Origin of the sequence: Autumnicola musiva, from assembly GCF_031846585.1 — a bacterium.
Taxonomy (GTDB): domain Bacteria; phylum Bacteroidota; class Bacteroidia; order Flavobacteriales; family Flavobacteriaceae; genus Autumnicola; species Autumnicola musiva.
Window position 1 is genome coordinate 1 of sequence record NZ_JAVRHK010000028.1, and the last position, 26845, is coordinate 26845.

The 26845-nt window shown below is 37.6% G+C and carries 21 protein-coding genes; 14 read left to right on the forward strand and 7 right to left on the reverse strand.

Features of this window, described 5'->3' with window-relative positions:
• Nucleotides 1–25: 25 nt before the first annotated feature.
• From RM539_RS18755 to RM539_RS18770, 4 genes are all read right to left on the reverse strand, one after another.
• Nucleotides 26–532 carry a cupin domain-containing protein gene (locus tag RM539_RS18755; protein ID WP_311504955.1) on the reverse strand — a complete coding sequence of 169 codons (507 nt, stop codon included), beginning with the start codon at nucleotides 530–532 and terminating at the stop codon, nucleotides 26–28.
• Nucleotides 533–659: 127 nt separating this feature from the next.
• Nucleotides 660–911, reverse strand: a complete 252-nt coding sequence (locus RM539_RS18760; RefSeq protein WP_311504956.1) for a hypothetical protein — start codon at nucleotides 909–911, stop codon at nucleotides 660–662.
• A 233-nt stretch (nucleotides 912–1144) separates the two neighbouring features.
• A complete protein-coding gene (locus RM539_RS18765; RefSeq protein ID WP_311504957.1) occupies nucleotides 1145–2185 on the reverse strand; it encodes an adenylate/guanylate cyclase domain-containing protein in 1041 nt (346 codons plus the stop codon).
• 227 nt (nucleotides 2186–2412) lie between these two features.
• Nucleotides 2413–2574, reverse strand: a complete 162-nt coding sequence (locus RM539_RS18770; RefSeq protein ID WP_311504958.1) for a hypothetical protein — start codon at nucleotides 2572–2574, stop codon at nucleotides 2413–2415.
• A gap of 539 nt (nucleotides 2575–3113) precedes the next feature.
• Between RM539_RS18770 and RM539_RS20170 the strand changes: the two genes are divergently transcribed.
• Nucleotides 3114–3329 (forward strand): helix-turn-helix domain-containing protein, encoded by a 216-nt coding sequence (locus RM539_RS20170; RefSeq protein WP_432264646.1) that lies wholly within the window; start codon nucleotides 3114–3116, stop codon nucleotides 3327–3329.
• 62 nt (nucleotides 3330–3391) lie between these two features.
• Here the strand turns inward: RM539_RS20170 and RM539_RS18775 are convergent, their stop codons facing one another.
• Complete coding sequence (locus RM539_RS18775) at nucleotides 3392–4438, reverse strand: helix-turn-helix domain-containing protein (RefSeq protein WP_311504959.1); 1047 nt, start codon at nucleotides 4436–4438, stop codon at nucleotides 3392–3394.
• Between the two features lie 146 nt (nucleotides 4439–4584).
• Nucleotides 4585–9075: an ATP-binding cassette domain-containing protein gene (locus RM539_RS18780; RefSeq protein ID WP_311504960.1), complete on the reverse strand. Its 4491-nt coding sequence runs from the start codon at nucleotides 9073–9075 to the stop codon at nucleotides 4585–4587.
• A gap of 336 nt (nucleotides 9076–9411) precedes the next feature.
• On the opposite strand from RM539_RS18780, the gene RM539_RS18785 reads away from it, so the two are divergent.
• The gene (locus RM539_RS18785; protein WP_311504961.1) at nucleotides 9412–9588 is read left to right on the forward strand and encodes a histone H1; all 177 of its coding nucleotides are present in this window, start codon (nucleotides 9412–9414) and stop codon (nucleotides 9586–9588) included.
• A 375-nt stretch (nucleotides 9589–9963) separates the two neighbouring features.
• Here the strand turns inward: RM539_RS18785 and RM539_RS18790 are convergent, their stop codons facing one another.
• Nucleotides 9964–10932: a Gfo/Idh/MocA family protein gene (locus RM539_RS18790; protein ID WP_311504962.1), complete on the reverse strand. Its 969-nt coding sequence runs from the start codon at nucleotides 10930–10932 to the stop codon at nucleotides 9964–9966.
• A gap of 480 nt (nucleotides 10933–11412) precedes the next feature.
• On the opposite strand from RM539_RS18790, the gene RM539_RS18795 reads away from it, so the two are divergent.
• The 12 genes from RM539_RS18795 to RM539_RS18850 all read left to right on the forward strand — a co-directional run bounded on the left by RM539_RS18795 (nucleotide 11413) and on the right by RM539_RS18850 (nucleotide 26828).
• Nucleotides 11413–11586 carry a hypothetical protein gene (locus RM539_RS18795; RefSeq protein WP_311504963.1) on the forward strand — a complete coding sequence of 58 codons (174 nt, stop codon included), beginning with the start codon at nucleotides 11413–11415 and terminating at the stop codon, nucleotides 11584–11586.
• Nucleotides 11573–11944 carry a type II toxin-antitoxin system VapC family toxin gene (locus tag RM539_RS18800; RefSeq protein ID WP_311504964.1) on the forward strand — a complete coding sequence of 124 codons (372 nt, stop codon included), beginning with the start codon at nucleotides 11573–11575 and terminating at the stop codon, nucleotides 11942–11944. The genes RM539_RS18795 and RM539_RS18800 overlap by 14 nt, the downstream gene beginning before the upstream one ends.
• A gap of 408 nt (nucleotides 11945–12352) precedes the next feature.
• Nucleotides 12353–13321 carry an endonuclease/exonuclease/phosphatase family protein gene (locus RM539_RS18805; RefSeq protein ID WP_311504965.1) on the forward strand — a complete coding sequence of 323 codons (969 nt, stop codon included), beginning with the start codon at nucleotides 12353–12355 and terminating at the stop codon, nucleotides 13319–13321.
• A gap of 704 nt (nucleotides 13322–14025) precedes the next feature.
• The gene (locus tag RM539_RS18810) at nucleotides 14026–14604 is read left to right on the forward strand and encodes an RNA polymerase sigma factor (protein ID WP_311504966.1); all 579 of its coding nucleotides are present in this window, start codon (nucleotides 14026–14028) and stop codon (nucleotides 14602–14604) included.
• A 92-nt stretch (nucleotides 14605–14696) separates the two neighbouring features.
• Nucleotides 14697–15641, forward strand: a complete 945-nt coding sequence (locus RM539_RS18815; RefSeq protein ID WP_311504967.1) for a FecR family protein — start codon at nucleotides 14697–14699, stop codon at nucleotides 15639–15641.
• An 84-nt stretch (nucleotides 15642–15725) separates the two neighbouring features.
• Nucleotides 15726–19292: a SusC/RagA family TonB-linked outer membrane protein gene (locus RM539_RS18820; protein WP_311504968.1), complete on the forward strand. Its 3567-nt coding sequence runs from the start codon at nucleotides 15726–15728 to the stop codon at nucleotides 19290–19292.
• Between the two features lie 10 nt (nucleotides 19293–19302).
• On the forward strand, nucleotides 19303–21042 hold the full coding sequence (locus RM539_RS18825; RefSeq protein WP_311504969.1) for a RagB/SusD family nutrient uptake outer membrane protein: 1740 nt from the start codon (nucleotides 19303–19305) through the stop codon (nucleotides 21040–21042).
• Nucleotides 21039–21911, forward strand: coding sequence for an endonuclease/exonuclease/phosphatase family protein (locus tag RM539_RS18830; RefSeq protein WP_311504970.1), 873 nt, complete (start codon nucleotides 21039–21041; stop codon nucleotides 21909–21911). Before RM539_RS18825 ends, RM539_RS18830 begins: the two co-directional genes overlap by 4 nt.
• A gap of 9 nt (nucleotides 21912–21920) precedes the next feature.
• Nucleotides 21921–22742 carry an endonuclease/exonuclease/phosphatase family protein gene (locus RM539_RS18835; protein ID WP_311504971.1) on the forward strand — a complete coding sequence of 274 codons (822 nt, stop codon included), beginning with the start codon at nucleotides 21921–21923 and terminating at the stop codon, nucleotides 22740–22742.
• Between the two features lie 93 nt (nucleotides 22743–22835).
• Complete coding sequence (locus RM539_RS18840; protein ID WP_311504974.1) at nucleotides 22836–24356, forward strand: calcineurin-like phosphoesterase C-terminal domain-containing protein; 1521 nt, start codon at nucleotides 22836–22838, stop codon at nucleotides 24354–24356.
• Between the two features lie 140 nt (nucleotides 24357–24496).
• A complete protein-coding gene (locus RM539_RS18845) occupies nucleotides 24497–25804 on the forward strand; it encodes a hypothetical protein (protein WP_311504972.1) in 1308 nt (435 codons plus the stop codon).
• 700 nt (nucleotides 25805–26504) lie between these two features.
• A complete protein-coding gene (locus tag RM539_RS18850) occupies nucleotides 26505–26828 on the forward strand; it encodes a hypothetical protein (protein ID WP_311504973.1) in 324 nt (107 codons plus the stop codon).
• The last annotated feature ends 17 nt before the right edge of the window (nucleotides 26829–26845 follow it).

Consider the following 26845-nt stretch of genomic DNA (forward strand, 5'->3'; position numbering starts at 1 on the left):
AATCAAAACAGCAAAATTATATGTTTCAGGTTTCGGACCAAATTTGCGGGACTCCATTACTATCTCCTTGTAAGGGATCGGATTCGGGGATGGGTAAAGCTGCTATATTTTCATCAGTCCCGGGCCTTTCTCCTTTCCTGCCTGTATTGATGTCGTAATCACTACCATTGGGGTAGGCGCCAACAATCTTAAAGCCATTATAACTTTTTAACTTTTTATGCCCCACTCCAGCAGGTATAACGATAATATCCCCGGCGCTGACCTTTATTTTTTCACCTTCTTCGCCACCAAGGTGTAAAAGAGCTTCTCCTGAATAAACACCCAATACCTCATGGGTATTACTATGGTAATGATGATATTCAAAAACTCCGTTTCTCCACGAATTTGACCAGTTATTCTGTTCAAATCTTTTTTCCAGCCATTCTGCTCCTTTAATATCTCTTTCTTCAAAGACGTTTTTATAGACCAGCAATGGGAGCTTGTTATTTGGTATTTTTCCATCGTCCGTGAAAAAAAATCTTTTTGGTTCCATCAACTGAATTAATTTGGATTTACTCTTGAGTAACAAAGCGAGAACTTAATAAAATTCAATCCCATTGTTCAAACTTTAAATTCTTACTTAGAATTCAGAGATTATAACATGAATATCAGGATTGAAATTACAGATATAGCTGCAGACTTTCAAAATGCCCCTCAAAATCGGTGTGATACTTATTCAGAAGATCAGCGATTAATCCTCCAATGGCATCCTGCCGGTCTTCCGATTTAGACATAAACTGAATTTTGCTCCAACCCCTTATATCACAAACCATCATCCCTTTAGAATCTCTAACTATTTGGTTGTTGTTTTCGTAATTAACAGGAAAACTAATAGTCTCGAGGGCCAGTAATGCTTTTTCGTTCGCTATCATATTAGATATTTTAATTTTTGTAAAAATAGCCTCAAGATTACGCAAAAGCTTTACCGGTATATTAATGTTGAAGCTTATTCCTTATGTAAGGGTTAAATCTAAAGCTAAGAAGTTTCAGAAGTCTCCTGAAAATTGTTTTATTTCACATTATTCTTCCCGATTTTTCACCTTCGCTTGGATCGGGATTTCTTCCGGTACCGGGAGTTTTCTTCTTTTGAAAGTCACTTAAAAATTCAGAGCTGCTCTTTCTTCTTTTCTACTCCGTAAAGCCCAACCTCGTTCATTTTTCCTCTTAAAGCCATCGTCCCAAGAGGTTGAAGATTATACTTTTTCCTTTTTTCCTCTGGTATCATTCCCGCAATATCTTCTGAGATTATAAGTTTTTGATTCTGAATGTTGCACTGCTCCATCATACGTGCGGTTGTATTTAAAATATCTCCCGAATAGACGATTTCCCTTTTTATAACGCCCATTTCGCCAACCACAACATGCCCGGTATGCACTGCAGCCTTAAACACCGGCAGAAGCCCATATTCCTGCAGGTAATATTCACCTTTTTTGAAAATACTTTTTTCAATTCTAAAGAAGCAGGATATATAATTGGCATTTTTTATAACAGACTTTCTCAGAGGCCACGATATAACAATTTCATCGCCCACATACTGATAAATTTCTCCCTGAGAATTCAAGATAGGATCGGTCATATCTGAAAAAAAATCCTTCAGAAGAGCGAAGAACCTCATATGCCCCAATTTTTCTGCAATTGAGGTGGAATTGGACAAATCCAGAAACATAAATATTCGCTGTACCTCATGTGGACGATGATAACGGCCCAGTAACAATGAAGTAAGTGTGGAGGGTGTATACTTTTCATATATTTTTAATCCCTGCATGGTCAACCAACCAATAATCATCCAGGACACAACATTACGAATAGCATAAGGATTAAGAAGCAGGAGTTCTATCGCTTTTTCAAGAGGCCGGTTTGCATTTATAATTTCTTCCCGGTAATAAAAAATAAATGGCACAACTAAATTTAAAACCAGTACAAAACTGAAAAAGAACAGAAAATTAACCAATATATAATACCAGTAGCTCTTATTACGAAGTCCTTCAATTAGCCGGAGTACAAGCAGGCTACCTGCTATAAAACCTCCAACACTTGGCCCTATAATATTTACAAACAGAAAAAAAGAAAATGACAAATCGTGCGGAACGATATAAAAGAAGCCACCCGTACCAGGGTCATAAGTAACACATTTATAGAAAGCCATGAATGTCCCACTCACTATCCAAAAAAGAGTGATACCACATACCAGAAAAAACTGGGCCCGAATTTTTGGACGTACGCGCATTGCAAAATATTGGCATACAGAAAGATATCACTATTTCCGGAATTTTAAGTTTTTAGGTATAGAACTATTTTACTTTATCCAGGAAGACCTAAGTAAAAAAAGCTGCCCCCACGGAAGCAACTTTTGCTTTTTTTCCTTTAAGAAAATTATTTTTTCTCTTTTCCGGCTGAATTTTTGGTTCCCCCTCTGTCCGGACCGGGATGAGATTTTTCTTTTTCTTTGGAACTCTCTGACAAATTGTTCTGATTATGCACCTTTTTCTGTGGAGCAGGATCATTTTGCTGTTTGTTCTCTTTTTCTTTTGCCATGTCACAATATTTTAGAATTAATATACTTGTTTAAAGTAGAACATAAGAAACTGACCTCCAATTAAATGAGTTATTTTAATCAAAATTTACATCATCTAAATTAAATGCATCAGAGAGAAAAATTTTAGATCTTAATAAATGAACAAATCTCTGAAACAAAAAAAAAGCCTCTTCCCAATTGAATGGAAAAAAGCTTCTCATTGGTTTCAAGCTGAATTTAATCAGCATCTTAACCTCTTCATCTCAGTTGCCCGAGACAAACAACACAACTTCATTTATGGCATCTTTAAAAAGGTGCAAGTATAATTTTAGATATCAGGAAATTTGATTTTTAATAAGATTAGCAAATATACACCTTCTTTTTTATTTCAGAAATCACTTTCCTTTTTATAAGAAAATTTTATAATCGCTAAGTCTATTAAAATTTCAAATATGAGTTTTATATTATTAGGTTTTTACAGAATTGTGGTATAAATGCAAAACCTGCTGATTTATTTTTGTTAATAGTATAACAAATACAGTAGCTTGTGATCGAAAGAATGAAAATTGCGCAACGCATTAAAAAGTTGAGATGCCAATCTAGATATTCCCAGCAATATGTGGCAGATAAATTATTCATTGGCCAAGCAGCATACTCTCTCCTGGAGAATGGTCAAAATTGTATTGCATTAGACCATATAATCAGACTTAGCCGTATATACCGCAAGACTACTGATTTCCTTATACTTGGAAAAGAATCTGAATTTCCAGTTTAATTTAAAGTCATTCCAGAAAAGGAAGTATGTTACCATCTAAAAATCCACTCCTGTGCCAGCTGCTATGATCTTAACTTTGAATTTTGCCGGCGGGCCTTATTCTTCTGCTGAAATGCTGATGGCGAGATGTTGTAAAATTCTTTAAAAACTTTAGAAAAATAGCTTTTATTATTAAGCCCTACGCTGTTGGCTACTTCAGAGACGTTAAAATCTGTATGCAACAATAAATTTCTGGCAATGTCCAGCCGGGTCTTGTGAATGAATTTATTTACAGTACTGTTGAACAACATTTTGAAACCATATTGGAGTTTGTTAACGTTCAAACCAACTTCCCCGGCTATTTCTTCAACTCCGGGAGTTTCAGCAATATGTTCTTCGATATAATCAACCGCCCGTTGCACCTGTTCTATTTCAGAAGTACGTAACAGCCGGCTATTATTTCCATGTTCCTGACTATCCAGGTAAAGAACAATCTGTTTAATCAGGATTTGGTAAGCAACGCCTTCAAGATAAATCTTCCGTAGATAATTTACTTCTTCAAAATTATACATCTTCTTAAACAGATGTGCCAGCTCCAGACTGAAATGATCTTCATAATAAAATTTTTTCTTCGCCTCTACATCTTCAAAAAGAGCTTTTAAATCTCCTTTTAGGTTTTTCAGATCACAATTCATTTTTTCACTGAAGGCTTGCCTGTTAATCTCCAGGCTATGGATCCTGGTATGTGCACCAGCCTTAAATTTTAAAATATGACCATTCTTTAATTCACTGGCAACAATAGCGGTTTGATATTCTTCTATATTATGCCCATTTTCCTTATCATTCTGAAAATGGTGTTCTATTGACCCCTCCAGCACATAAAGAAATTTGAGAGGATGTATTTCATTAACATTAAAACTTATTTCGGTATCTTGTTTGAAAGTACAATCGTATAATAAAACCCCCAGTCCGCCATCTGTATCTATTCCTGTTATAAAACCAGTTCCTATTTCAGGAGGAAGGTGGAGCGTATATTCCTCACATTCTTTGTTAAATTTTGCATCAAGAGCCTCGGCCAAATCACGAATTATATGATTTGCCGACATAGATCTTATATCAATAGTATTCATAATATCACTTTTACACTTTATTAACCATTTAATTCCTAACGTAGAAAAAATGGAATAATTACTCTTGTTAAGAGGTTGTTTCAGGTTTAAATCAGCTTAGAAAAGTCAACAATATTAAGCTCAGTATAGTGAACAGAACATTATGCTTATTTTAAAACTACTCCAGCCCCTATTTTCTTCAGTAAATATGGATTATGATCAATAACAATTATATCATTGGCTTCGCTTAATTTTTTAAGTATTGCATATAACAGGTCAATATCTGCATAATGTAGCCCCGTACTGGGTTCATCTAAGATATAAAGTACATTCGTAGTCTGGTCCTGCAGCCAGTTTAACAACAACAATCTTTGCTTCTCCCCTGAAGAAAGGGATTGCACCGGCTGGTCTAACCTAAGATGCCCCAGCCCGATTTCCTCTAACTGGTCTAAGAACTGAAGGATTTTAGCAGAGATTTCAGCTTCTTCTAACCATTCTTTTAATTCCATTATATTCAAGGCAAGTACCTCAGCAATATTCCTGGATTCCACAGTATGCTCCAATATATGCGCCTGGTAGCGCTGCCCTTTGCACACTTCGCACTTTTCAACTGAATTTGCGGCGACATCCAGACTGGTTTCTACAAAGCCTTTGCCTTTGCAGTTTGGACACTGACTGGTTTTTGTTTTATAAGAAAAGTCACGCGCCTTTAGCGTTGTTTCTTTTGCAAAGATCTTGCTTACCTCCTTCAACAGGTCCATATACGAAACCAGTAAGGTTTTGGCATGAGATCGTAATTTTTTAGATTCAAAATATTCCGCTCCGCTATACTTCTTAGGAAAAGTTATGTTTTCACAATTCACAGATTCCCCGGTCTTAATACTTGGGATCAGGATATCTTTTACCAAAGTGGTTTTTCCTATTCCAGATTTCCCACTAATTGCTGTAATTCCTCCAACGGGAACTTCTAATGCATCTTTCACCAGGTTATGTTTGGACAGCTTTTTTAGAGCAATATGATCCTTCCCTGCTTTTAAAATTACCGGTTTGGAAGGCGCTTTCAAATAAGGATGACAATCGGGTTGATTTAAAAAATCCTCAGGGGTGCCCTGGTAAGTAACATGACCTCCCAACTTACCTGCCTGTGGCCCAATTTCGACCAATTCATCAGCCGCAAGAATAATTTCCTTATTATGCTCAATAACCATTACCGTATTGCCCTTTTCAATAAGTTCTTTTAAAATATTGATCAGGTCTGGAATATTGTCACTGGATAATCCCGCGGAAGGTTCATCCAAAAGATAGGTAATGCCTTTTAGCGGAGAGTTCAACTGCTTTATTAATGCTACCCGCTGATTTTCTCCTCCGGAAAGGGTAGCCGATTTACGATTGAGTTGCAGGTGGGCTATATGCAACTGTTTCGCCCGCTTGATCGTATTAATTAAATGAGGTTGGATTTTTTCAATCAGTTTTTGATCTACTTCTTTATGCTTGTTATCTTCAGAAAACCAATCTTCCAAAACTTTAAAATCCAGCGATTTTATTTCATGAATGGATCTTCCTCCAATTTTAAAAGTCAATCGTTCCGGCTTCAACCCGCTACCTGCACAATGACTACATTTCGCCGGAGTAAAAAGAGATTTAAGCTTATCTATATGTTTATTTTTCCGGGTCTTATAATATTCTTCTTTTAAATAAAGGAAAAGTCCTTCCCATTGCATACTAACTTCCTGCGTTCCTTCCCTGGTTTTGGTTTTGAACTTCCAGTTGGCTCTCCAAACGGTTTCGCCGGCTCCATTAAAGAGAATGTCTTTTTGTGGATCTGTAAGCTTCTCAAAAGGAGTGTCCAGAGTAAATCCATATTTTTTTCCCAGTTCTTCTACGATCGCCATATATTGACTGCTTGCTTGTCCATAATAAGCCAGTGCTTTGTTATGTTCAAAAAGTCCGCTACCGATGCTTTTATCCTGATCTAAGACTATTTTTTCCAGATCTGGCAGCAATTCTTCTCCAATCCCATCACAAATAGCACATTTCCCCAACTCATGATTATTAGAAAAATGACTGGCAGATAATTCTTCCCCTTCATATTGCGCTTTTCGCGAGAAAGCAAAGCGTAAGATCTTATCTATTCCCGTTTGCTTGGCAATATCAGAACGCTGCGTAAAGCTTTTTTCCTTTCGGGTTACACAAATGGTAGGGCTAAGTCCTTCTATATGCTCCACCTCGAGCTGAAAATTCACCCCTACCCTGGATTGCTGATAAGCCGAAAACTGTTTGGTCATTTCCTGCAATCCGTAACCGTGTAAGGTATCGATCACCAGGGACGATTTACCAGAACCCGAAATTCCGGTAATTACAGATAATTTATTTCTGGGCAGATCAATATCTAAATCTTTAAGATAATGTGTTCGGGCTCCTGTGATGGAAATTGTATCTCTACTCTGATCTGGTGCTTCTTTAAGATCCAGCGATTGATTTTTTTGGGTATTTTCGACTAGTGTATCGCAGGAAGCTTCAAAAAGAGGATGATTTTCAAAACAAATAATGCCTGCGGTTTGTCTTTTTAGTTCGTGTAAGGCTTTTAGCAACTGCCGCACGTTTTGCTGATGCAAGCCTATACTTGGTTCTTCGAGTACCAAAAGTGTCTTTTTCGATTGCTTTGCGAAATGTTTGGTAAGTTTAATTCGCTGCGCTTCCCCACCAGATAAAGTATTGGAGGGTTGCCCTAATTTGATATATCCCAGCCCAAGCTGCAGCATTAAAGAGAGTATTTTGGTTATCTTCTTCTCCCCTGCAAAAAAATCAAAAGCTTCCTGAATACTCAGGTTGTAGATATCTGCAATATTTTTGTTGTTCCAGTGTACCTGCAATACCTCAGGTTTAAAACGCTTGCCGTTACATTTAGGGCAAATTTGATTAATGGTACCCATCACATTCATAGAAAGGGTGATTACTCCCGCTCCTTCACAGGCTTCACATCTTCCAATCTTGTTGTTAAAGGAAAAGGCTCTTTTTGTGAGTTTCTGGGATTTCGCTTCTGAAGTCTTTGCCAGTAGATCACGTATTTTATCGGCCAGGCCGGTATAAGTGGCTGGATTACTTCTGGGTGTTTTCCCAATGGGTTGATCGGTTACGGTAAGCAGTTTTAAGTCGGCTTTTTCAGAATATTCTGAAAGTGTTTGCAGCATTTGAGGAGTTTTTCTGCTTATCACGCTTAATTTGCCTAATTGAGGCTGAAATGATTCAGCCGACTCCAGTATAGGTTCTTTATCAAATTTCGCTTCAGCATTTTTCAATTCAGCCAAGGTGGGGCTCGATAAACTTTCCGAAGTTAAAAATTCATTGATCGAACCATTGAAAATAATCTCTCCTCCATGAATCCCGGCCTTAGGACCTAATTCAACGATCCAATCTGCGGAACGGATAAAGTTCAGGTCATGTTCCACTACCATCACTGTATTTCCGCGGCTAATTAATCGGTTGAGAATATGGCGTAAATAGTGCTGATAATCTTCAGATAAACCAATAGAAGGTTCATCAAAAACATACAAAATGCCCTGTAGGCTACTGTTCACCTGCCTTATTAATTTAATGCGCTGGCCATCCCCGGAAGAGATATCGGTACTTGGTGTGCTTAAGCTATATTCTTCCATCCTCAGCCGAATGAGATCGAACAACTGCGTACAAATCTTATCTGCCAATACCTGCTCCCCGGTGCTAAGATCCTGATTTTTCAACCTGTTGTATAAATCGTTTAAAGGAAGATCCATCCATTCCTGAAAGTTTAAGCCTTTCCAGGTGAATTTTAGATGTTCCGGTTTAATTCGCGCGCCATTACATTTAGGGCAAACACTGGAACTTACAAATTTTAATATGCTGGGATTACGATCCAGCTTTAAAATATTATTCATAATGGGAAATATGCCCTTATAGAATCCCTCTTCCCGGGGCTTCGCTTTAAAACCTTCCCATCTTAACCGGGACTCTAGAGTATGTTTCCCGTAAAATACCTTAATGCGATCACTTCCATTTAAAACCACCTCTTTTTGTTCCTGAGATAGTTCTTTCCAGGGCATATCTACATTAAATCCATGTGCCTTACATACTTTATCTAATTCATCAACAGTGATTTGAGAATAAACAATATAACCGCCGGGCAAGGTCGTGGTGATCGCTCCTTCTCTAAGGGTTTTATTTTTATCACCAACCAGCTTCTCCAGATCGATATATTCTGCCTCCCCAATGCCACGGCAATGTTCGCAAGCTCCTTTTGGATGATTGAAAGAAAATAAAGACTTGCTCATGGTTTCTTCTGCTGAATAACGAGCAAAAATAATTCTGAAAACCGCGGCAAGTTCAGACAAGGTACCGAAAGTGGCAGTTATCGATTGAAAGCGTTTCGATTGTTCCACCTTAATCACCGGCGGAAGTGCTTCGATATCATCTACCTCGGCAGTAGGAATTAATTGCGCATTTTGCTGATTATAGGCAGGAAGGCTCTCTAAAAAATAACGATATCCTTCATTGGCGATAACACCCATAGCCAGGGATGATTTCCCGGAACCCGATAACCCGGTTACCACAATTAATCGATTTTCAGGAATGCTTACATGGATATTTTTCAGATTGTTCTGATGGGCATTAATAACACGCATAAAGGCTTTTGTTCGTTTTTAAAAAAATAAATATACATATAAAGAATACCTGAAAAGTGTACAAATCTCATCTTATTATTCAATAAAGGCTTAGCGATTATTAAAAGTAGATGGATATACCTAACATAAATGATCTTGTTTTAATTCTTCCAGGTGAAATTTTTTCCTGAACCTGTTAAAGCAAAATTTTATTGATGAGCTAATTTTTAGATCGATAAAATAATTCAGCATTTATATCTCCGGACATCATAAATTATTTACCAGAAATCTCCAAACGCTCAGGTATACAGGAAATATTCTGTTATTTTAGCAACTCTAAACTTAAAAATAATTATCATGAAAGATCTTATCGAAAAAATTCAGACCACTTTTGAATCCTTCCAGACCGATGCTAACACACAATTAGAAGATGGCAACAAGAGTGCCGGAACCAGAGCAAGAAAATCTTCTTTAGAGTTAGAAAAACTTTTAAAAGAGTTTCGCAAAGTATCTATAGCAGAATCAAAAAAGTAAGTTTCTCCGGGTAAAGCCTGTGGAGCATTAGGAGGAACACGTTTTCATACTTTTGAACATTTACTACGAGGCAAGACTTGGAGTATATAACCACCTAGAATAAAGATCGCCTCCCTTTGGGAGGTTTTTTGTTTTAGGCCTGGTAATTAGGTAAAGAGTTCAACTGTAATAAGGCTTATTTTTAGACGAAATTTTAAAGATCTACCTGCAAGGCATTTGGCAAAGTAGTATGGAATTTATTGAGGCAAGACTATACATAATAATAAAAGACATTATAATTTTTCAAAATACATGATCTTTTAAACCATATTACACCAAACAATCCTATCTATTTCGGGTATTTTCAGCAATTAATATCTATCCAGTATTGATATATTACCTGAATGCATTCATGATTTTCATCACTTCCAAACCTTCCTCTACGCTACAGGGGTTAGTATTTTTGTCCATGAAATATTCCACTGTAGCCTGTATCATTGGTCCCTGCACATGTTCTATAGGTTTAAAGTGAAAATCTTCATTCCCGGCTACTGATTTAAGGCTCACCCTGTCCCCAAAAAAAGAAAAAGACAGCTGACCTTTACAGCCGTAAATGGTACAATTATCTGTGTTATCTTTTTCAGAAATATTAAACGCCCAGATCCCACGAAACTGAATTCCGCTTCTAAAAGAAATGATTCCCTGCACTATATCATTCGCTGGGTATAGTTTAGCCTGGTTTTTGGAAAAACCACGCATCTCAGCAATTTCTCCAAAATAATGAAACATCAGGTCCAGCTGGTGAGGAGCAAGGTCATAAAAATATCCTCCCCCTGAAATTTCAGGATCCACTCTCCAGTTTTCTTCAGTGTTGGCTATAATTTTAGCTTCGGAAGACTGCAGGATTTTAACATCAGCAAATCTAACTACCCCTATCCGGTTAGCAGCCAAAAGCTCCTTCACCTTTAAGAAAGCAGGAAGTTTCCTCCTGTAATGGGCAACAGTCAGTTTGTTCTCTCTCCCCTTTAAAGCGTTCCTGATTTGTTCTGCTTCGGCTACCGAAAGTGCCATTGGTTTTTCCAGGTAAATATGCTTCCCTGCTTCAATTGCCTGCAAAGTATAATTTAAATGACTGCTGGGAGGGGTCGCAATATAAACAGCATTTATACGATTGTCCTGTAGCAATTCTTCTACATTATCATACCAATATGGGACCTTATGCCGACGTGCAAAATCTTCGGCTTTTTTGCCGTTCCTTCGCATTACTGCGAATAGTTCAGAATTTTTACAATTTTGAAAAGCCGGCCCGCTTTTAACTTCAGCTACAACTCCACATCCAATTATTCCCCATGAAACTTTTTCCATTTTATAAATATAAAGAAATCATAGGAACAGCATTAAATTCAGAGTTTATTAAAGAAAATGAATTGTTCCTGAATTTTGAAGAAAAGCTCATCCTAAGAAAGGACAAGCTTTGATATTCAAGGATTCACGATAAATCCTCTAAATTTACTGCATAAAAAAGCCTCTCATTTCTGAAAGGCTTTTGCAACTATGCGGTCTGGACGAGCCTCGAACTACGGCCATAACCCCTATATTTATTAGGCTTTCCAGAGCTCTGTATTTTAGGATCACCGAATTCGTCACCTTTTGGTAAATTTTAACCTTATTTATGACTAATTTATAACCTTTAGCAAAGGTAGTAGATTATTAGAAACACCTCCTTTTGTAAAAGAATATTGAAATATTAGATCAAAAATCAGAAGTTAGTAATTAGTCATTTCAAAATCAGTTCTATGACTCCTTAAAAAATACTACATTAGCATTATTAAAATTCAATAAATTATGATAACTACATTGAAGCCCGGTGCTACAAAAAAGAGCATCAAAACTATATTGAAAAGTTTATCTAAGGAAACAAGAACTAAAGGCGTCAATGCCCATGAATTTGTTGGAAAAATAAATTTAAAAAAAGACCCTCTGGATATTCAAAGAGACCTTAGGAATGAATGGGAATAGATTATTTCTAGATACTAATATTATTCTCTATTTATTAAATGGAGATACCACTCTTGCAGACCTTCTAGATGAAAAGCAATTATATATTTCTGTGATAACAGAATTAGAATTATTGGCTTACAAGGGCATTACAAACAAAGAAGAAAAAGTTATAAAAAAATTTTTGGCCCAATGCAAGACCATCACACTTACCGGCGCAGTAAAGGAAGAAACCATCAGGATCCGAAAAACCTATAATACAAAGCTTCCGGACAGCATTATTATTGCTACAGCTCTATACCTGGACCTCCCATTAATCACCTCAGATGTTGATTTTAAGAAGGTGGAAGAACTTACTCTTATTCATTACGAAAAATAGTTTTTTCTTCAGCATATATTCTTTTTTAATTCTACAAAGACCAACTACCCGTCCGAATTCAATCAGCTTGTAGTTGAGCCAAATATATTTGCTAATCTGCTCATGAAATTCAATATCATCAGGCGGAATTCTCAACCATTCCTCGGGGCAAGTTGAAGAAGGTACTCTTATTAGCCAGAAAGTGAGCGAAACATTTTCTAGTTACTCATTATTAAATACATTAAACCTCCGCCATTTTCTTTTCGTTATATTTAATTTATAGACCTGTAAGGAAAATTTGATATTTTGAAGGAATTAGGACTTTAATCGTAAATCCCCCCCTACTTCCTCATATTCTCACTTTTTTATTCCTTTCAAGTGTTCATAATTTCTATTAACTGTAAATTTTTGATCTTATAACATCCAGCTATGACTAAAATATATAGTGACCCACCCTCCTTTGTTCTAGAAAACTTACAATTATTAGAAGCAGATCTGGACTCTAAAATCCCCTCTAAAAAATTAGACAGAAACTTGTTGATCGCCAGCTGGAATATTCGGGCTTTCGGCAACTTAACAAGAAAATGGAAATCCAATGAAGATGATTCTCCAAAGCGCGATCTACATTCCATACTATGTATCGCGGCAATAATTAAGAGATTTGATGTTATTGCCATACAAGAAGTGAAGGCCAATATAAGAGCTTTAAGAGATACCATGAAAATTTTAGGTAATCACTGGTCGCTAGTACTTACTGATGTTACCCGGGGAGACAGCGGTAATGGTGAGCGAATGGCTTATCTTTTTGACACCCGAAGAGTTAATTTATCTGGCTTAGCATGGGAATTAGTGGTTCCAAGAGAACAGCTTCAAAATGGCATTTCTAATGATGCATTACAATCCCAGTTTGCCAGGACTCCATATGCGGTCAGCTTTAAATCATGCAACCAAACATTTATATTGGTAACATTGCATATTCTCTACGGAAAAAATTCTTCAGAAAGAATTCCTGAATTGAAAGCTATTGCCAAGTGGTTAGCTGACTGGGCGAGTGATACCAACGCTTACCATCAGAACATGATTACCCTTGGAGATTTTAATATTAATAAACGGGGCGATTTACTCGACAAAACATTTTTAGAGGAAGGCTTGTACGTTCCTGAACAACTACAGCATCCTTCTGCTACACGTTCCATTTTTGACGAAACTAAATATTATGATCAAATCGCCTGGTTCAGGGATCATCATAAAGCTCCTAATCTTTCGATGGAGTTTGAAAGTGCCGGAAGCTACGACTTCCTGTCCACAGCCCTTCAAAACCGTGACCTAACTAAACTTACACTCTCTTACATGATATCTGATCATTACCCGCTATGGGCAGAGTTTAGGGTATGCTAACCAAAATCTTCATGTCAAGAGCTGAAAATCATGTTTTCTTCTTCTATTTCAATCATGCATATAGACTTATCAAAAAGTACTTTTTCTAGCTAGTGATAGAGACTAAACTTTCTTTATCTTTAAGTAGATAACAGAAAGAAAAATAGTATGGATTAATAGGATACTTTAGTTATTCCGCCAATGCACAACGAACAGAAAACATTAAGGTCTACCGGATGATCCTGAAATCAGAAAATCAGTTGCAACAGGATTTTTTTGCAGCATTTCCTGATATACAAGAGGAATATTGCCTCTGGCTGGAAGACCAAAAGTAGCATTTGTCATGACAATTTACTCTGTCACAAATCAACCCCTTTTTACAGTAAATCTTCTGGAAAGCCCTGGAAAGGGGCAAAAAATTACCGTAAAAACCATGAGTAGGATGCGCCCTATGCTGTTTTTCTTAAGCTTAACTTCCCGTACGCTATAAAAACAGCACATGTTCCATGCGCAGGTTAGGTATGGTAGATTTGGGGGCCCTCTCTTACTCCTAATAAAGTTTTTAAGGGTAGTTTACTAGTTCTTTTAATGTAATGAGGATGATTTCTATTTTATTAAATAGAGCAATTTATAAAACAAAATTAATCAACACATAACCCAAACTTAAATTTAATTAAAGCCACTGCTGCTTGGTATTGTTTTCTTTTGGTTTCATTCCTTATTTTATGAAAACACAGCTTCAATACCAGACCGACGAGCAGCTTTTAAAGCTGATGCAACAAGAAAATAATCAAGCCCTTGAGGTTATATTTGATAAATACTGGAAGAGGCTTTTTTCTTATGCTTTCAAAATATATCCTGAAGAAGAAATTTGCGAGGATATTGTTCAGGAAGTTTTTATAAGCTTGTGGAAAAATGCAAAAACTTCAAGAATACTTCATCTCGAATCCTACTTGTTGCGTGCTGTAAAATACAAAGTAGCAAAGCATATAAGAAACTTGAAATTTGATCAAACTAATTTAGAAATACTCCATAGGGTATCTTCTGCTTCTGAAACCGGTCTGGAATACAGGGAACTTGAAGAAAAGATACAAACAGAAATTGGCAAATTACCTCCCAAATGCCGGCAGATCTTCAAATTAAGCCGTTTTGAAAATTTATCTAATGATGAAATTGCTAAAAAACACAACATTTCTATTAGAACAGTAGAAACACATATAAGTACTGCTTTAAAACATTTAAGGTCCAGAGTAGAATTCCTGCACATCTTCCTGTTTGTTATGCTAATGTTTCTTAAACGTTAGTGTGACTAGCAGTCTTTAACAAACCTTTAAGGTCGTATTTCTTACTACGTGTGCAGTGGTAAAATTGGGACTTACTGGTAAAGACCCAAATTTTGCATAAAGAAGATTTTATTCGTCTATCCAAAAAATACTCGGAAAACCGCTGTAACGCACAGGAAAAGAAAATTGTTGAAGAGGTTTTAGATAAACTTGAAGAAAAGAGCAAAAATAACCTTCCAGATCTGTCTGATGACAGGAAGGAAAAAATGCTATTCAACATTTTAAACAATATAGAAACCTCAAAGCCCAATTTTAATAACAGGTTTCTAAAAAAGATGGCTATAGCCGCTGTCTTTAGTATTATGATAGGCGCAGCATTTTGGATTTCACTTATGCAAGCATCAAAGCCCATCACCAGATTTGCAGGAAAAGGCGAGAAAAAAGAATTTTTATTGGAAGATGGTAGTATAGTGACTTTAAATTCTAACAGCAGTATTACCTATTTCGAAAATTTTAAAGATAAAAGGGATATTAATTTAAAAGGAGAGGCATTTTTTAAAGTAGCCCGTAATCCCAGCAAACCTTTTACCATTACTACGGGACAGGTAAAAACAAGTGTACTGGGCACCTCCTTTAATATTAATGCTTACAACTATAACCAGGTAAAGGTTAGCGTAAACACCGGGAAAGTTAAAGTAGAGTCTAATAAAAATAAACAACGGGCTTTACTTTCTAAAGATGAGCAGGTACTTTTTGAAAAAGGCCGAAAGCACAAAATTACCCAGGGTTTAAGTGCAGACTTTAATGCATGGACAAGAAATATTATTCTTTTAAATAATACCAGCCTTGCTGAAACAGCCAAAATCCTGGAAAACTGGTATGATATTAAAATTGAATTTGAACAGGAAAGTCTTGGGGAACTAAGGATTTCTGGAAAGTTTAAAGAGCAGGAAATTAAAAGTATACTAGAAAGTATTGCTTATGTAAAAAGCCTGGAAATAGATACTACCAACCAAAATCATATTCGTATAAGAAGAAAAACCGAAAATTTGAACTAGCTAAAAAAAAGCCCATTCCCGCTGCAACAGGAATGGGGTTGTAAAATTTTAAGACTACAAACTAACGTATATCCAAAATTTATAATGAATACGAAACTACAAATTTTTCAAGGATTTTTAGAAAAGAGACAGTTACTGCTTTTATGCTGTGCCATTCTCTATTTAAAAGGAAGCTTTGCTTTTACTCCCGGCAATCAAAAATTAGAAGATGTATACCTTTCCATTAATGTTGAGGGGGCTTCTATAAAAGAGATTTTCAAAACTATAGAAGAGAAAACGGAATTCACCTTTGTATTTGATAATGAGGTAACTCAAAACAAGCAGCGCTTTACTTTAAACGAAAGAAATAAAAATTTAAAAGCATTATTAGATAAAATTACTAACCAAACAGGATTTCAGTTTAAAAATTTTAATAATACAATCACGGTAGTTAAACCTAAGGTATTATTGAACAAAAAAGAAAGTCCTCAACAGCTTATAGAGGGAACAGTTTTAGATGACCAGGGTTTGCCGCTTCTCGGGGCAACTGTTAGGGAAAAAGGAACTTCTAATGGTACCAATACAGATTTTGACGGGAACTTTTCTCTGCAAGTGGGTTCTGCTTCCCCTGTTCTGCAAATTTCCTTTATGGGATACGTTACCCAGGAGGTAGTGCTGGAAGAAGGCCAAACCGCTATAGACGTGCAACTTTTGCCAGATAATGATACGCTGGAAGAAATTGTAGTTGTGGGCTATGGAGAAACAAACAGGCAAAATTTATCTACTGCAGTAAGCACCGTTAATACTAAAAATATAGATCAACGTCCTGTGGCCGATGTAAGTTCTAGCTTACAGGGACTTAGTCCGGGATTAAATGTAACGCAATCCACCGGGAAAGTAGGCGCAGAACCTCGTATTAACATCCGTGGATTTACCTCTATAAACGGCGGTATACCTTTAATTTTAATAGACGGGGTAGAAGGAAATTTAAGCAATTTAAATCCCAATGATGTAGAATCTATAAGTGTTTTGAAAGATGCAGGTTCTGCAGCCATTTATGGGGCGAGGGCAGCTTTTGGGGTTGTTTTGGTAACTACCAAGAATGCTAAAGAAGGTAGTATTGTTGTAAATATGGGAACTACAATGGCCCTTAATACTCCTACCATGAATACAGATTTTGTTACCGATCCTTATCTGGCGGTAAGCATTGTAGATGAAGCATTCAGGAATAACAGCGGAGCTTCATACACCGGGTATACCGAGGCAGATATGGAGGCCTTGCTAGAAGTTTCTCAAAACCCGTCCCTGGCAAGGGTTATTATTGACCAGCGAAACGGGAGGGATCAATACGTACATTATGGGCACACAGATTGGTGGGACACGTTCTTCAGAAAAACATATCCTACGCAAATTTATACTGGTTCTGTTTCAGGAGGTTCAGAAAAAGTTAATGCTTACTTCTCCTATAGAAATTTTCAATCTAAAGGCATCCTTAAAGTTCAGGATGATGAATATCAAAAGTACAACCTTAGGGGAAAATTGGATATTGAAGCTACAGATTGGCTAAGCTTTTCCAATAACATGCAATATAACAGTTCTGAAGATTTAGAACATGGAGGTACTCAATATGGTTACCGGGATGTATGGGGAAGTATGATTTGGGTGCATGCCTTACCTTCTTATATGCCAACAAATCCTGATGGTAGTTCTTTATGGAGAACAGAGCTTAACAACTACACCATAGGAGATGGTATTTATGCTTCTCTACTACAGGGGACTTCTAAAGAGGTAACTAATGAAGGTGGTTTTTCGAATATAGCATCTGCGGAAATAAAACCCTTTGCCTCTTTAAAATTTAATGCCAGTTATGCCATTCGTAGAAATAATTTTAGCCGGTTTCAGCGTTCTACCAGGATCCCCTACTCTATTTATCCCGGCCAAATCGATCTAATGGGCTACGATTATTTAAATGAATACAGGACCGAGAGTAAATATGATGCTCTTAATGTTTATGGAGAATATAGAGGAGTGTTGGGAGACCATAGTTTAAAAGCAGTGTTGGGTTATAACCAGGAAACTTTTCTTACCAAAACCATTACTACAGGAAAACAGAACCTTATTTCTAATGAACTGAATTCCCTTGGATTGGCTACAACTAATCCTACTGCAGATGGTAGCGCTTCTGAATGGGCTTTACAGGGTTTGTTTTACAGATTGTCCTATGATTATAACGACAAATATTTGCTGGAATTTAACGGGCGTTATGATGCCACCTCCCGCTTTCCATCTGCTTACAGGTGGGGGTTCTTCCCATCTGTTTCTGCAGGATGGTTACTTAATAAAGAAGATTTCTTTAGCAATGTGGCCGGCGATGCTTTTAACTTGTTTAAAATAAGGGCGTCTTATGGTTCTTTAGGCAATCAAAATATAGATGATTACGCGTATTTCCCTACCCTCCCAACCGGTGCAGCCGGCTTAGACGGCTCAGACGCTTATGCCATTAACGGTAACAGGCTTAATTATATCGAGTCGCCCGCTTTAAATCCTACACAGATTACCTGGGAAGAAGTGAGTACCTTAAACTTTGGGGCAGACATCGCTTTGCTGGACAACAGGTTATCATTAATTTTTGACTGGTTTCAACGGGATACTGAAGGAATGTTGGCCCCGGGAGCCACCCTCCCGGCTGTTTTAGGAGCTCCTTCCCCTTTGGAAAATGCAGCCGATCTAAGAACCAGGGGGTTTGAACTCTCATTAACGTACGGTGATTCTTTCGAACTGGGCAACGATCCTTTTACCTTTTCTGTAACCGGAAATTTGTCTAATTCCAAAACAACAATTACCAGGTTTCAAAACCCTAATTTAAACCTTGTTGATTTTTATGAAGGTATGACCATTGGTGAGCTTTGGGGTTATAGGATAGATGGCTTGTTTCAAACTGAAGAAGAAATAGCGAACCATGCCGACCAGAGTTTTGTATCTAATCGTATTACTTCCGGTGGAGGTTTACAGCCCGGCGATGTAAAATACATAGATTTAAACGGGGATGGAGTAGTAAATGAAGGTGAAAATACAGTAAACGACCCTGGAGATAAAGAAATTATAGGGAATACAGCGCCTCAGTATTTGTATAGTTTCAACCTTAATACCCAATGGAAAGGATTTGATCTCTCTGCTTTTTTCCAGGGGGTGGGCAAACAGGACTGGTATCCAAATTCAGATTCGAGACTCTTCTGGGGACCATACAACAGGCCTTATAATTCTTTTATAAGAAAAGACCTCGCGAATAATATGTGGTCTCCAGAAAATACTGATGCTTATTTTCCCAGAAATTATGGTTACATAGCATTGGGAGGCTCTTTAGAAAAGATTAATGACAGGTATTTGCAGAGTGTGGCTTACCTGCGTTTAAAGAACCTTACATTTGGTTATACTTTGCCACAAGGAGTTATATCCAATTCGGCTTCAACAAAACTGCGTATTTATTTTAGCGGCGAAAACCTACTAACCTTTTCTCCCTTAACAGATTATATAGATCCTGAAGCAGCAAGTAATGCTGTAAATCTCAATCAGCCTACTACAGACGATGGTTTGCCTTCTGCTAATAGGAGTACGGCCCAAACAGTTCCTTTTTCAAAAACTTATTCTATAGGAGTATCATTTCAATTTTAAAAATTAAATTATGAACTATAAACAAGCAATATCAATAATATCTATTTGCTTTAGCCTTTTTGGCTGTAGCGAAGATTATTTGGATAAGCAACCATTATCGGAGGTTACTACAGAAAACTTTTTTGCAACTGCAAGCGATCTGGAACTCTATACGAATGGCTTCTACAGAATGTTGCCTTCTACTTCCATTTACAATGGAGATTCAAGAACAGATAATATTATAGAAATTGAGCTTAGCGAGGAGTTAAGAGGGGCCCGGTTGGTTCCTACTTCCGGAGGAGAATGGAACTGGGATTACCTTAGGGATATTAATTTTTTCCTCGAGAATTATGAAAGAAGTGATGATGAGGCAGCTAAAAACCAATATGGTGGAGTAGCCCGCTTTTTTAGAGCTTACTTTTACTTTGAAAAACTACAACGATTTGGAGAGGTTCCATGGTACGATACTACCATAGACCCTACAGATGAGGAAGCTTTAACAAAGCCAAGGGATTCCCGTGATTTTGTAGTGAATAAAATCCTGGAAGATTTAGACTGGGCTATCGAGAACATGCCGGCCGGGCAGGAGCTTTATGAAGTTACGAGGTATACGGCTTTAGCTTTAAAATCCCGGGTAGGCCTTTATGAAGGCACGTATGAAAAATATAGGGGTATTGCAGGTTATGAGGAATTTTTACAGGCTTCTGTAGAAGCTTCAGAAGAACTAATAACCAATTCCCCCTATGCTATTTACAGTACAGGAAATCCGCAGGAAGATTATGCCAATCTCTTCAATTCCCATGATGCAATAGGTACTGAAGTAATTCTGGCCAGGGAATATTCGCAGGCGCTTAATATAGGCCATAATGTGAATTACTATACTACCACTTCTTCCTACGGGAGACCGGGAATGCCCAAAGACCTGGTAAATAGTTATTTGAATAGTGATGGCACTCGTTTTACCAATCAGGCCAATTACAACCAGATCTTTTTTACTGAAGAAGTTGATGATCGTGATCCCCGCCTGTCACAAACAATCCCTACCCCGGGTTACACCAGGAAAGGCCAATCTATGGAGCTAGCGCCAAATCTTGGAGCTACGGTTACCGGCTACCAGGTTACCAAATTTGTGACTGAACCGGTATATGATACCAACGGGCAGTCTATCACAGATTTGCCTTTATTCAGGTTGGGGGAAGTGGTTTTAAATTATGCTGAAGCCAAAGCAGAACTCAACACCTTAACCCAGGAAGACCTGGACAATTCCCTAAACCATTTAAGAGACAGGGCAGATATGCCGGGCTTATCCTTGGAAATGGCAAATAGTAATCCAGATCCTTTTCTTTCCAGTCAATACCTCAACGTAAACGGAAGCAACAAAGGAGTTATTTTAGAAATTAGAAGAGAAAGGCGTATCGAACTTTTTATGGAAGATTTCAGATGGGACGATATTGTACGTTGGAAGGCAGGAGAAACGCTAACCCAGCCAATACGCGGCATGTATTTTCCCGGGCCGGGAGAATATGACTTAACTGGAGACGGGGAAACAAATGTGGTTTTATATGAAGGAGAGCGACCCGGCAATCTTGTATCTGGAGTCCAGTATTATGAACTTGGTGCCGATATAACTTTGGATGAAAATGGGTTAATTGAACCACATCCAGATTTTGATGACCGCGTGTTTAATGAGGATAAAGATTACCTCTACCCAATCCCGCGTATAGAATTACAATTAAATCCAAATCTTGAACAAAATCCAGGCTGGGAATGAGAAAATTAATAATTATAGCAGCTTTTATCCTGGCAAACCTTGCCGTAACTGCACAAAAAGCACCATCCGGTTTAACCGTGGCTTCTTATAATATAAGATATAACAGTCCTGAAGATGGAGTAAATGTTTGGGAAAACAGAAAAGAATGGCTAAGCCACAGTATCAACTTTTTCGAAATTGATGTTGTGGGAGCACAGGAAGTGACCCGTACACAATTAACAGATATGCAAAATTTTCTTCCCGGTTACCAATCTATCGGGGTAGGCAGAGACGGTGGGAAAAAAGGCGAATACAGCCCTATTTTTTATGCTAAAGACCGCTTTGAAGTATTGGACAACAGCACCTTTTGGCTCTCTGAAACACCCGAAAAAGTAGCTTCAAAAGGTTGGGATGCGGCATTGCCACGTATTGTTACCTGGGCAAAATTTCAAGATAAGAATAACGGGAACACCTTTTATTTCTTTAATACGCATTTTGACCACAGGGGAAAAGAAGCCAGGAAGAACAGTGCAATACTCATCTCTAAGAAAATTAAAGAAATCGCAGGAAATGAACCTGTTATCTTAACCGGGGATTTTAATACGGCGCCAGATGCCGGGCCACACAAAATTCTTATTGACAACCAGCTTTTAGATACTTTTTCTGAATTGCCTTCAGAAAAAAAATATTCACCCGGCTATACATTTAATAGTTGGGATGTTGAAGCTGGCGGCGATAGGTACCGTATAGATTATATCTTTTACAAAGGCCAGGCATTATCACCGCAAAAATACCAGGTTTTGGATGGCCAGAGAGGAAGAAAGTTTATTTCAGATCATTTTCCTGTAATTGTGAAGTTTGGCTGGAATAATTCTGCAGCTTTCAATTAAACCAGAACTATGAAGTCTCTTTACTTAATAATAATGGGGGTTACATTTTGTGTAACCTCCTATTCTTCATGTTTGCTTTGCGGAACTTTACGTGATTCCGGTGGAAGTAAACAGGAACTCAGGGTGATGTCTTATAATATTCATCACGCCAATCCTCCGTCTACACTTGATAGTATAGATATTAATGCTATAGTGCACACTATAATGGCTCAACAGCCAGATCTTGTAGCTCTGCAGGAAATAGATGCCGATACTGAAAGATCTGGAAAGGGAAATCAGGCTGAAATAATTGCGGAAAAGTTAGGAATGCATGTATTTTTTGGAAAGGCTATAGATTTTGGCGGTGGCGAATATGGAGTGGCAATTTTATCCAAATATCCTTTATCGGAAGGGACAGTTTATAAATTACCAACAAAGGCCGGTACCGGCGGGGAAGCCCGTGTTCTGGCCACTGTTAAAATTAAACTCCCCGATGGAAAGTTTCTTCGGTTTGGAAGTACACACCTGGATGCGCAGAAAGAAAACACCAATAGGCTTCTTCAAATAAGTGAAATAGCAAAAATTTCTTCGGAAGAAGAATTACCGATGATTATAGCCGGGGATTTTAACGATACTCCAAATTCTGAAGTTATAGCGGTTTTGGATACAAGTTTTAAAAGAACCTGCAATGACTGTAAACCCACCATCCCGGTTAATGATCCTTTACATGCAATAGATTTTATTGCATACAAACCACAAAAAAACTTCAGCATAAGAGGACATAAAGTTATTAATGAAACTTACGCTTCAGATCATTTACCAATAGTAGCGACATTGAAAGTCAATTTTTAGCACCGTTATAAAAAACTACATCATGATTCAACTGCACGCATTCCGAAAAAAGTGCTCCTAACAATTGGCGCTCTAAGCCTGGCATTAGGGCTTATGGCCCAAAATTCTGTAAAAGGATATGTTTATGAAGATACCAACAACAATGCTAAAAAAGACCGGCGGGAAACCGGAATCGCTAATGTAGCCGTCACCAACGGCACTCAGGTGGTATTAACCGATAATAAGGGAAAATATGAACTTCCTGTTAGTGATGACGATATTATTTTTGTTATAAAACCTTCAGGTTACATGCTAAAAACAAACGAAAACAAACTGCCGCAGTTTTATTACCTTCATAAACCCAATGGTTCTCCGGAAGCCGAATTTAAAGGGGTAAGCGCTACAGGAAAATTGCCAAATTCCCTTGATTTCGGACTGCTTCCTTCAGAAGAAAAAGAAGAATTTACAGCGATTATTTTTGGAGACCCCCAGCCGAGAGATTTAAAAGAAATCGATTATTTTACCCGCGGAGTGGTTTCGGAAGTGGAAGGTATAAAAAACGTGTTGTTTGGCATAAGTATGGGTGACCTGGTAAATAATGATCTCGATTTGTTCAAACCTTATATAGAAGCGGCGCAGAAAATTGGAATTCCATGGTATAACCTCATGGGAAACCACGATATGAATTTTGATGCTAAAGAAGATAAATTTTCCGATGAAACTTACGAAGCTCATTTTGGCCCGGCCAATTATGCTTTCAATTATGGAAAAGTTCATTTTATATTACTGGATAATATTCTTTATCCCGACCCACGTGATGAAGAGGGTTACTGGGGTGGCTTTCGGGAAGACCAGCTGGATTTTGTGGAAAATGACCTGCGGTTTGTGCCAAAAGATCACCTGGTAGTGCTGGCTTTTCATATCCCTCTAAGTGAACCGGAAAGGGATACCTTTAGAGATGAAGACCGGGAAAGACTATTTGGTATGTTAAAAGATTATCCTCATACTTTATCCCTCTCTGCTCACACCCATATCCAGAAGCAGGACTTCTTTGGAAAGGAAGAAGGCTGGCAAAGGGAAAAACCGCACCACGAGTACAACGTTGGCACCACCTCTGGCGATTGGTATTCGGGAAGACTTAACAAGGAGGGGATTCCAATATCTACAATGCGGGACGGTACACCCAAAGGTTATGCTTTTATCCACTTTAATGGAGCTAATTATGATGTGGAATATAAGGTAGCGGGAAAAGAAAAGGATTATCAAATTAATATTTTCGCTCCTAAAGTAATTGCAAAAGGTCACGGAAAACAGGCGAGACTTTTCGCTAATTTTTTCATGGGAACTTCAGGTGATGATGTACGGTATAGAATTGACGAGGGCGATTGGGAAGAAATGATTTATGTTGAAGAACACGACCCCTCCTTTGAGGCGCTGGTTTACGAATGGTACCAATCTAATGAGGTAATGCCCAATAGGCTATATTCCGGTGCTATTAACAGTAAACATTTATGGCTGGGCAGCTTACCGGATAACCTGGAAGCAGGAGAGCATACTATCGAGGTGAAAGCGACAGATATGTATGATAAAACATTTACTGCCACGGGTAATTACAGGCTGGAAGAAATAAAATAAAATTCTGTATTTAATTTTTCTGTGTAGACCTGCCAACAAATTCTATTAAAGGCAGGCCTTTTTACTTTTCATCACCAAATACCTATCGAAAATATTAAAATTCGCTATTTTTAAAATTTCTAATTTCAAACATCCTTCCAATGCAAAAAAAATTTTACCTGTCTCTGCTTATGACAGTTTTAGTACTATCGTCTTCCTGCGAAAAAGAAGACCATAACGATCCTCAAACCGATTATTCTATTGAATCTGATTCATCTTTCGAACTTATAAACCAGCACCCCAATGGCTGGATTAAAGAAGGCCGAATTAGTAGCTATTACTCTGGGGAAGATGTTCCCAGTGACGAATTTGAATATTATGAAAATGGAAATATAAAATCGGCCAAAGTCTACACTACTTATCCGCAACAACACTTGTATATGGAAGTAAGCCGCAGTGAGGACAATAAGCCGTTATGGTCTAAATACTATACTCCCGAGGGAGATTTATGGTTTGAGACTGAATACGTGAATGGATTTCCCTCGGTAAAAAAGGTTTATAGCGAAAAAGGTACGGCTGTGCACACTTATATGGATGGTGATTTAAATTCCGTTGAATTTTCCACTGCCGATAATAAGGGAACCAGCACCACCGTTTACAATAGGACTGTAGGAACCAGAAAAGTAATTATCACCCACGATGGAGAAACTGTTCTGGAAGAGGAGTATAAATACGAAAATTTTGGTGACGGAGTGGTGAGCAGTAACGAGGTCCCCCTGGCTAATCCATTTGAGGATACTGAAGGATCCTATCGTAAACTATTGGAATCATTTTCCCATAGTCCCCTTTGGGAGTACAGCGCAGATCCTATTGAATATATAAATCCTTATCGTAGCTATTCAGAGTTTTACGTTAGGGAGTCCAAATTTGCTACGGAATTCGCGGTAAGCTCAGATTTATATCAGTCAATTATAGAACAATATCCGGTTACCGAAGATGAAGTTTTATTACTAAGTTCTAAGTACACTGAAGGTATCGGTACTTTCTTACCTCCTTTTGAAGAGAGGCGTTCACTAAAAAAGGAAATGGAGGAAAATCCTTCCCTTTTTGAATTGAAATATGGTAATGAATATGTCGAAAAAATACATTTCGGGAAAAACATTTTTATCATTGGTGCCTTACGAAATATGCCTACCGGCGAAAGTGCAGCCGATAAAATAAAAGAACTAGCTCAAAGGCAGATGAATGCGATAATAAACGGTAACAATCAATTGAGCGCAGAAGAACTGGAAATACTGGATAAAGTATGGTTTGAAGTTAAATTTTTCTCTACGCTTAAAATGCACCGCAGTGGAGTGGTGCTTACTACTACTGAAGATTATGATGCGGCTGTAGAGGAAGTTTTTGATGCAGAATCTTCAGTAATCCAATTGGAGTACATCCCTTTCGATCATATGATTTCGGATTAATTAGAATTTAAATAATTTAGAATTGAAGTCACTCTCAAAAAAGAGTGGCTTTTTTTTGTTTGGAGGACTTAATTTGGTGCAATAAACTAGAATAAAAAAGCCCCCTAGTTTAGCTCCGAGCTTCATATTAAATGAATTCGTGGTAGAATCTATATATCCTGTTCCAAATTTTTCTGGATACTTATAAGACCGTCTATTATAGAGAGTGGCACCAACATTTACCGAACCATAACTAACACCTCCGTAAAGTAGGAAATACGTTCAAACAGAATAACGTGTGGGAATATGAGAGATTACACTGAGAAATAAGAATGATTTTGTTCGTTTTTTCTTATTTCACATGAAGCAATACAAATAAGAAAAAATATTTATCATATTTAACATATATATGCGCATATAAGATAATTATGATCGAAAAAATTTCTAAGTTGCAGGTACTTGAACGTATTAAATTTGAAAATTCCTGGTGGGTGAATGAGAATATTTCTCTATGCAGCGAAGGCTGTATTTTGAAATTTTCAAACCTATGGTTTTTGAGACCGACATTAAAAGAGCCGTTGTTCTAATGGCCCACGCAGAGTGGGAAAAACAGTAATGATGCATCACAGCATTCAGGAACTTAGATCAAGGTGTCCCGGCTACAAAAATAATCTTCATAACGGCAGAGAACCCTATTTATAATATAACCGATGAGAACCGAATGGGGGATATGGTGGAAACTGCTATTTACTCCCAATGGATGCACCGGGAATGGCTTGAACCATACTACGCACGATGGAACAGTGGAGAGGTTGATATGGTAGGGATAGATGATTCTACGCTAAAGCCAATCTGGGCACTGGAAATTAAATGGAGTAATCGCTACTTTGATAAATCAGGTGATCTGAAAAGGCTGCTAAAATTTTGTAAAACAAATCAGCTGGAATCAGCTTTGGTAACCACAATTGATATCAAAGCCAATAAAACAGAACAGGATATCAATCTTCAGTATGTACCGGGCGCTACATATGCATATATAATGTAGGTAAAAATACTTTAGAT

Coding starts and splice junctions, on each gene's coding strand:
- RM539_RS18755 (WP_311504955.1), bottom strand. CDS start 532: ATGGAACCAAAAAGATTTTTTTTCACGGACGATGGAAAAATACCAAAT.
- RM539_RS18760 (WP_311504956.1), bottom strand. CDS start 911: ATGATAGCGAACGAAAAAGCATTACTGGCCCTCGAGACTATTAGTTTT.
- RM539_RS18765 (WP_311504957.1), bottom strand. CDS start 2,185: ATGGCTTTCTATAAATGTGTTACTTATGACCCTGGTACGGGTGGCTTC.
- RM539_RS18770 (WP_311504958.1), bottom strand. CDS start 2,574: ATGGCAAAAGAAAAAGAGAACAAACAGCAAAATGATCCTGCTCCACAG.
- RM539_RS20170 (WP_432264646.1), top strand. CDS start 3,114: ATGAAAATTGCGCAACGCATTAAAAAGTTGAGATGCCAATCTAGATAT.
- RM539_RS18775 (WP_311504959.1), bottom strand. CDS start 4,438: ATGAATACTATTGATATAAGATCTATGTCGGCAAATCATATAATTCGT.
- RM539_RS18780 (WP_311504960.1), bottom strand. CDS start 9,075: ATGCGTGTTATTAATGCCCATCAGAACAATCTGAAAAATATCCATGTA.
- RM539_RS18785 (WP_311504961.1), top strand. CDS start 9,412: ATGAAAGATCTTATCGAAAAAATTCAGACCACTTTTGAATCCTTCCAG.
- RM539_RS18790 (WP_311504962.1), bottom strand. CDS start 10,932: ATGGAAAAAGTTTCATGGGGAATAATTGGATGTGGAGTTGTAGCTGAA.
- RM539_RS18795 (WP_311504963.1), top strand. CDS start 11,413: ATGATAACTACATTGAAGCCCGGTGCTACAAAAAAGAGCATCAAAACT.
- RM539_RS18800 (WP_311504964.1), top strand. CDS start 11,573: ATGAATGGGAATAGATTATTTCTAGATACTAATATTATTCTCTATTTA.
- RM539_RS18805 (WP_311504965.1), top strand. CDS start 12,353: ATGACTAAAATATATAGTGACCCACCCTCCTTTGTTCTAGAAAACTTA.
- RM539_RS18810 (WP_311504966.1), top strand. CDS start 14,026: ATGAAAACACAGCTTCAATACCAGACCGACGAGCAGCTTTTAAAGCTG.
- RM539_RS18820 (WP_311504968.1), top strand. CDS start 15,726: ATGAATACGAAACTACAAATTTTTCAAGGATTTTTAGAAAAGAGACAG.
- RM539_RS18825 (WP_311504969.1), top strand. CDS start 19,303: ATGAACTATAAACAAGCAATATCAATAATATCTATTTGCTTTAGCCTT.
- RM539_RS18830 (WP_311504970.1), top strand. CDS start 21,039: ATGAGAAAATTAATAATTATAGCAGCTTTTATCCTGGCAAACCTTGCC.
- RM539_RS18835 (WP_311504971.1), top strand. CDS start 21,921: ATGAAGTCTCTTTACTTAATAATAATGGGGGTTACATTTTGTGTAACC.
- RM539_RS18840 (WP_311504974.1), top strand. CDS start 22,836: ATGGCCCAAAATTCTGTAAAAGGATATGTTTATGAAGATACCAACAAC.
- RM539_RS18845 (WP_311504972.1), top strand. CDS start 24,497: ATGCAAAAAAAATTTTACCTGTCTCTGCTTATGACAGTTTTAGTACTA.
- RM539_RS18850 (WP_311504973.1), top strand. CDS start 26,505: ATGGGGGATATGGTGGAAACTGCTATTTACTCCCAATGGATGCACCGG.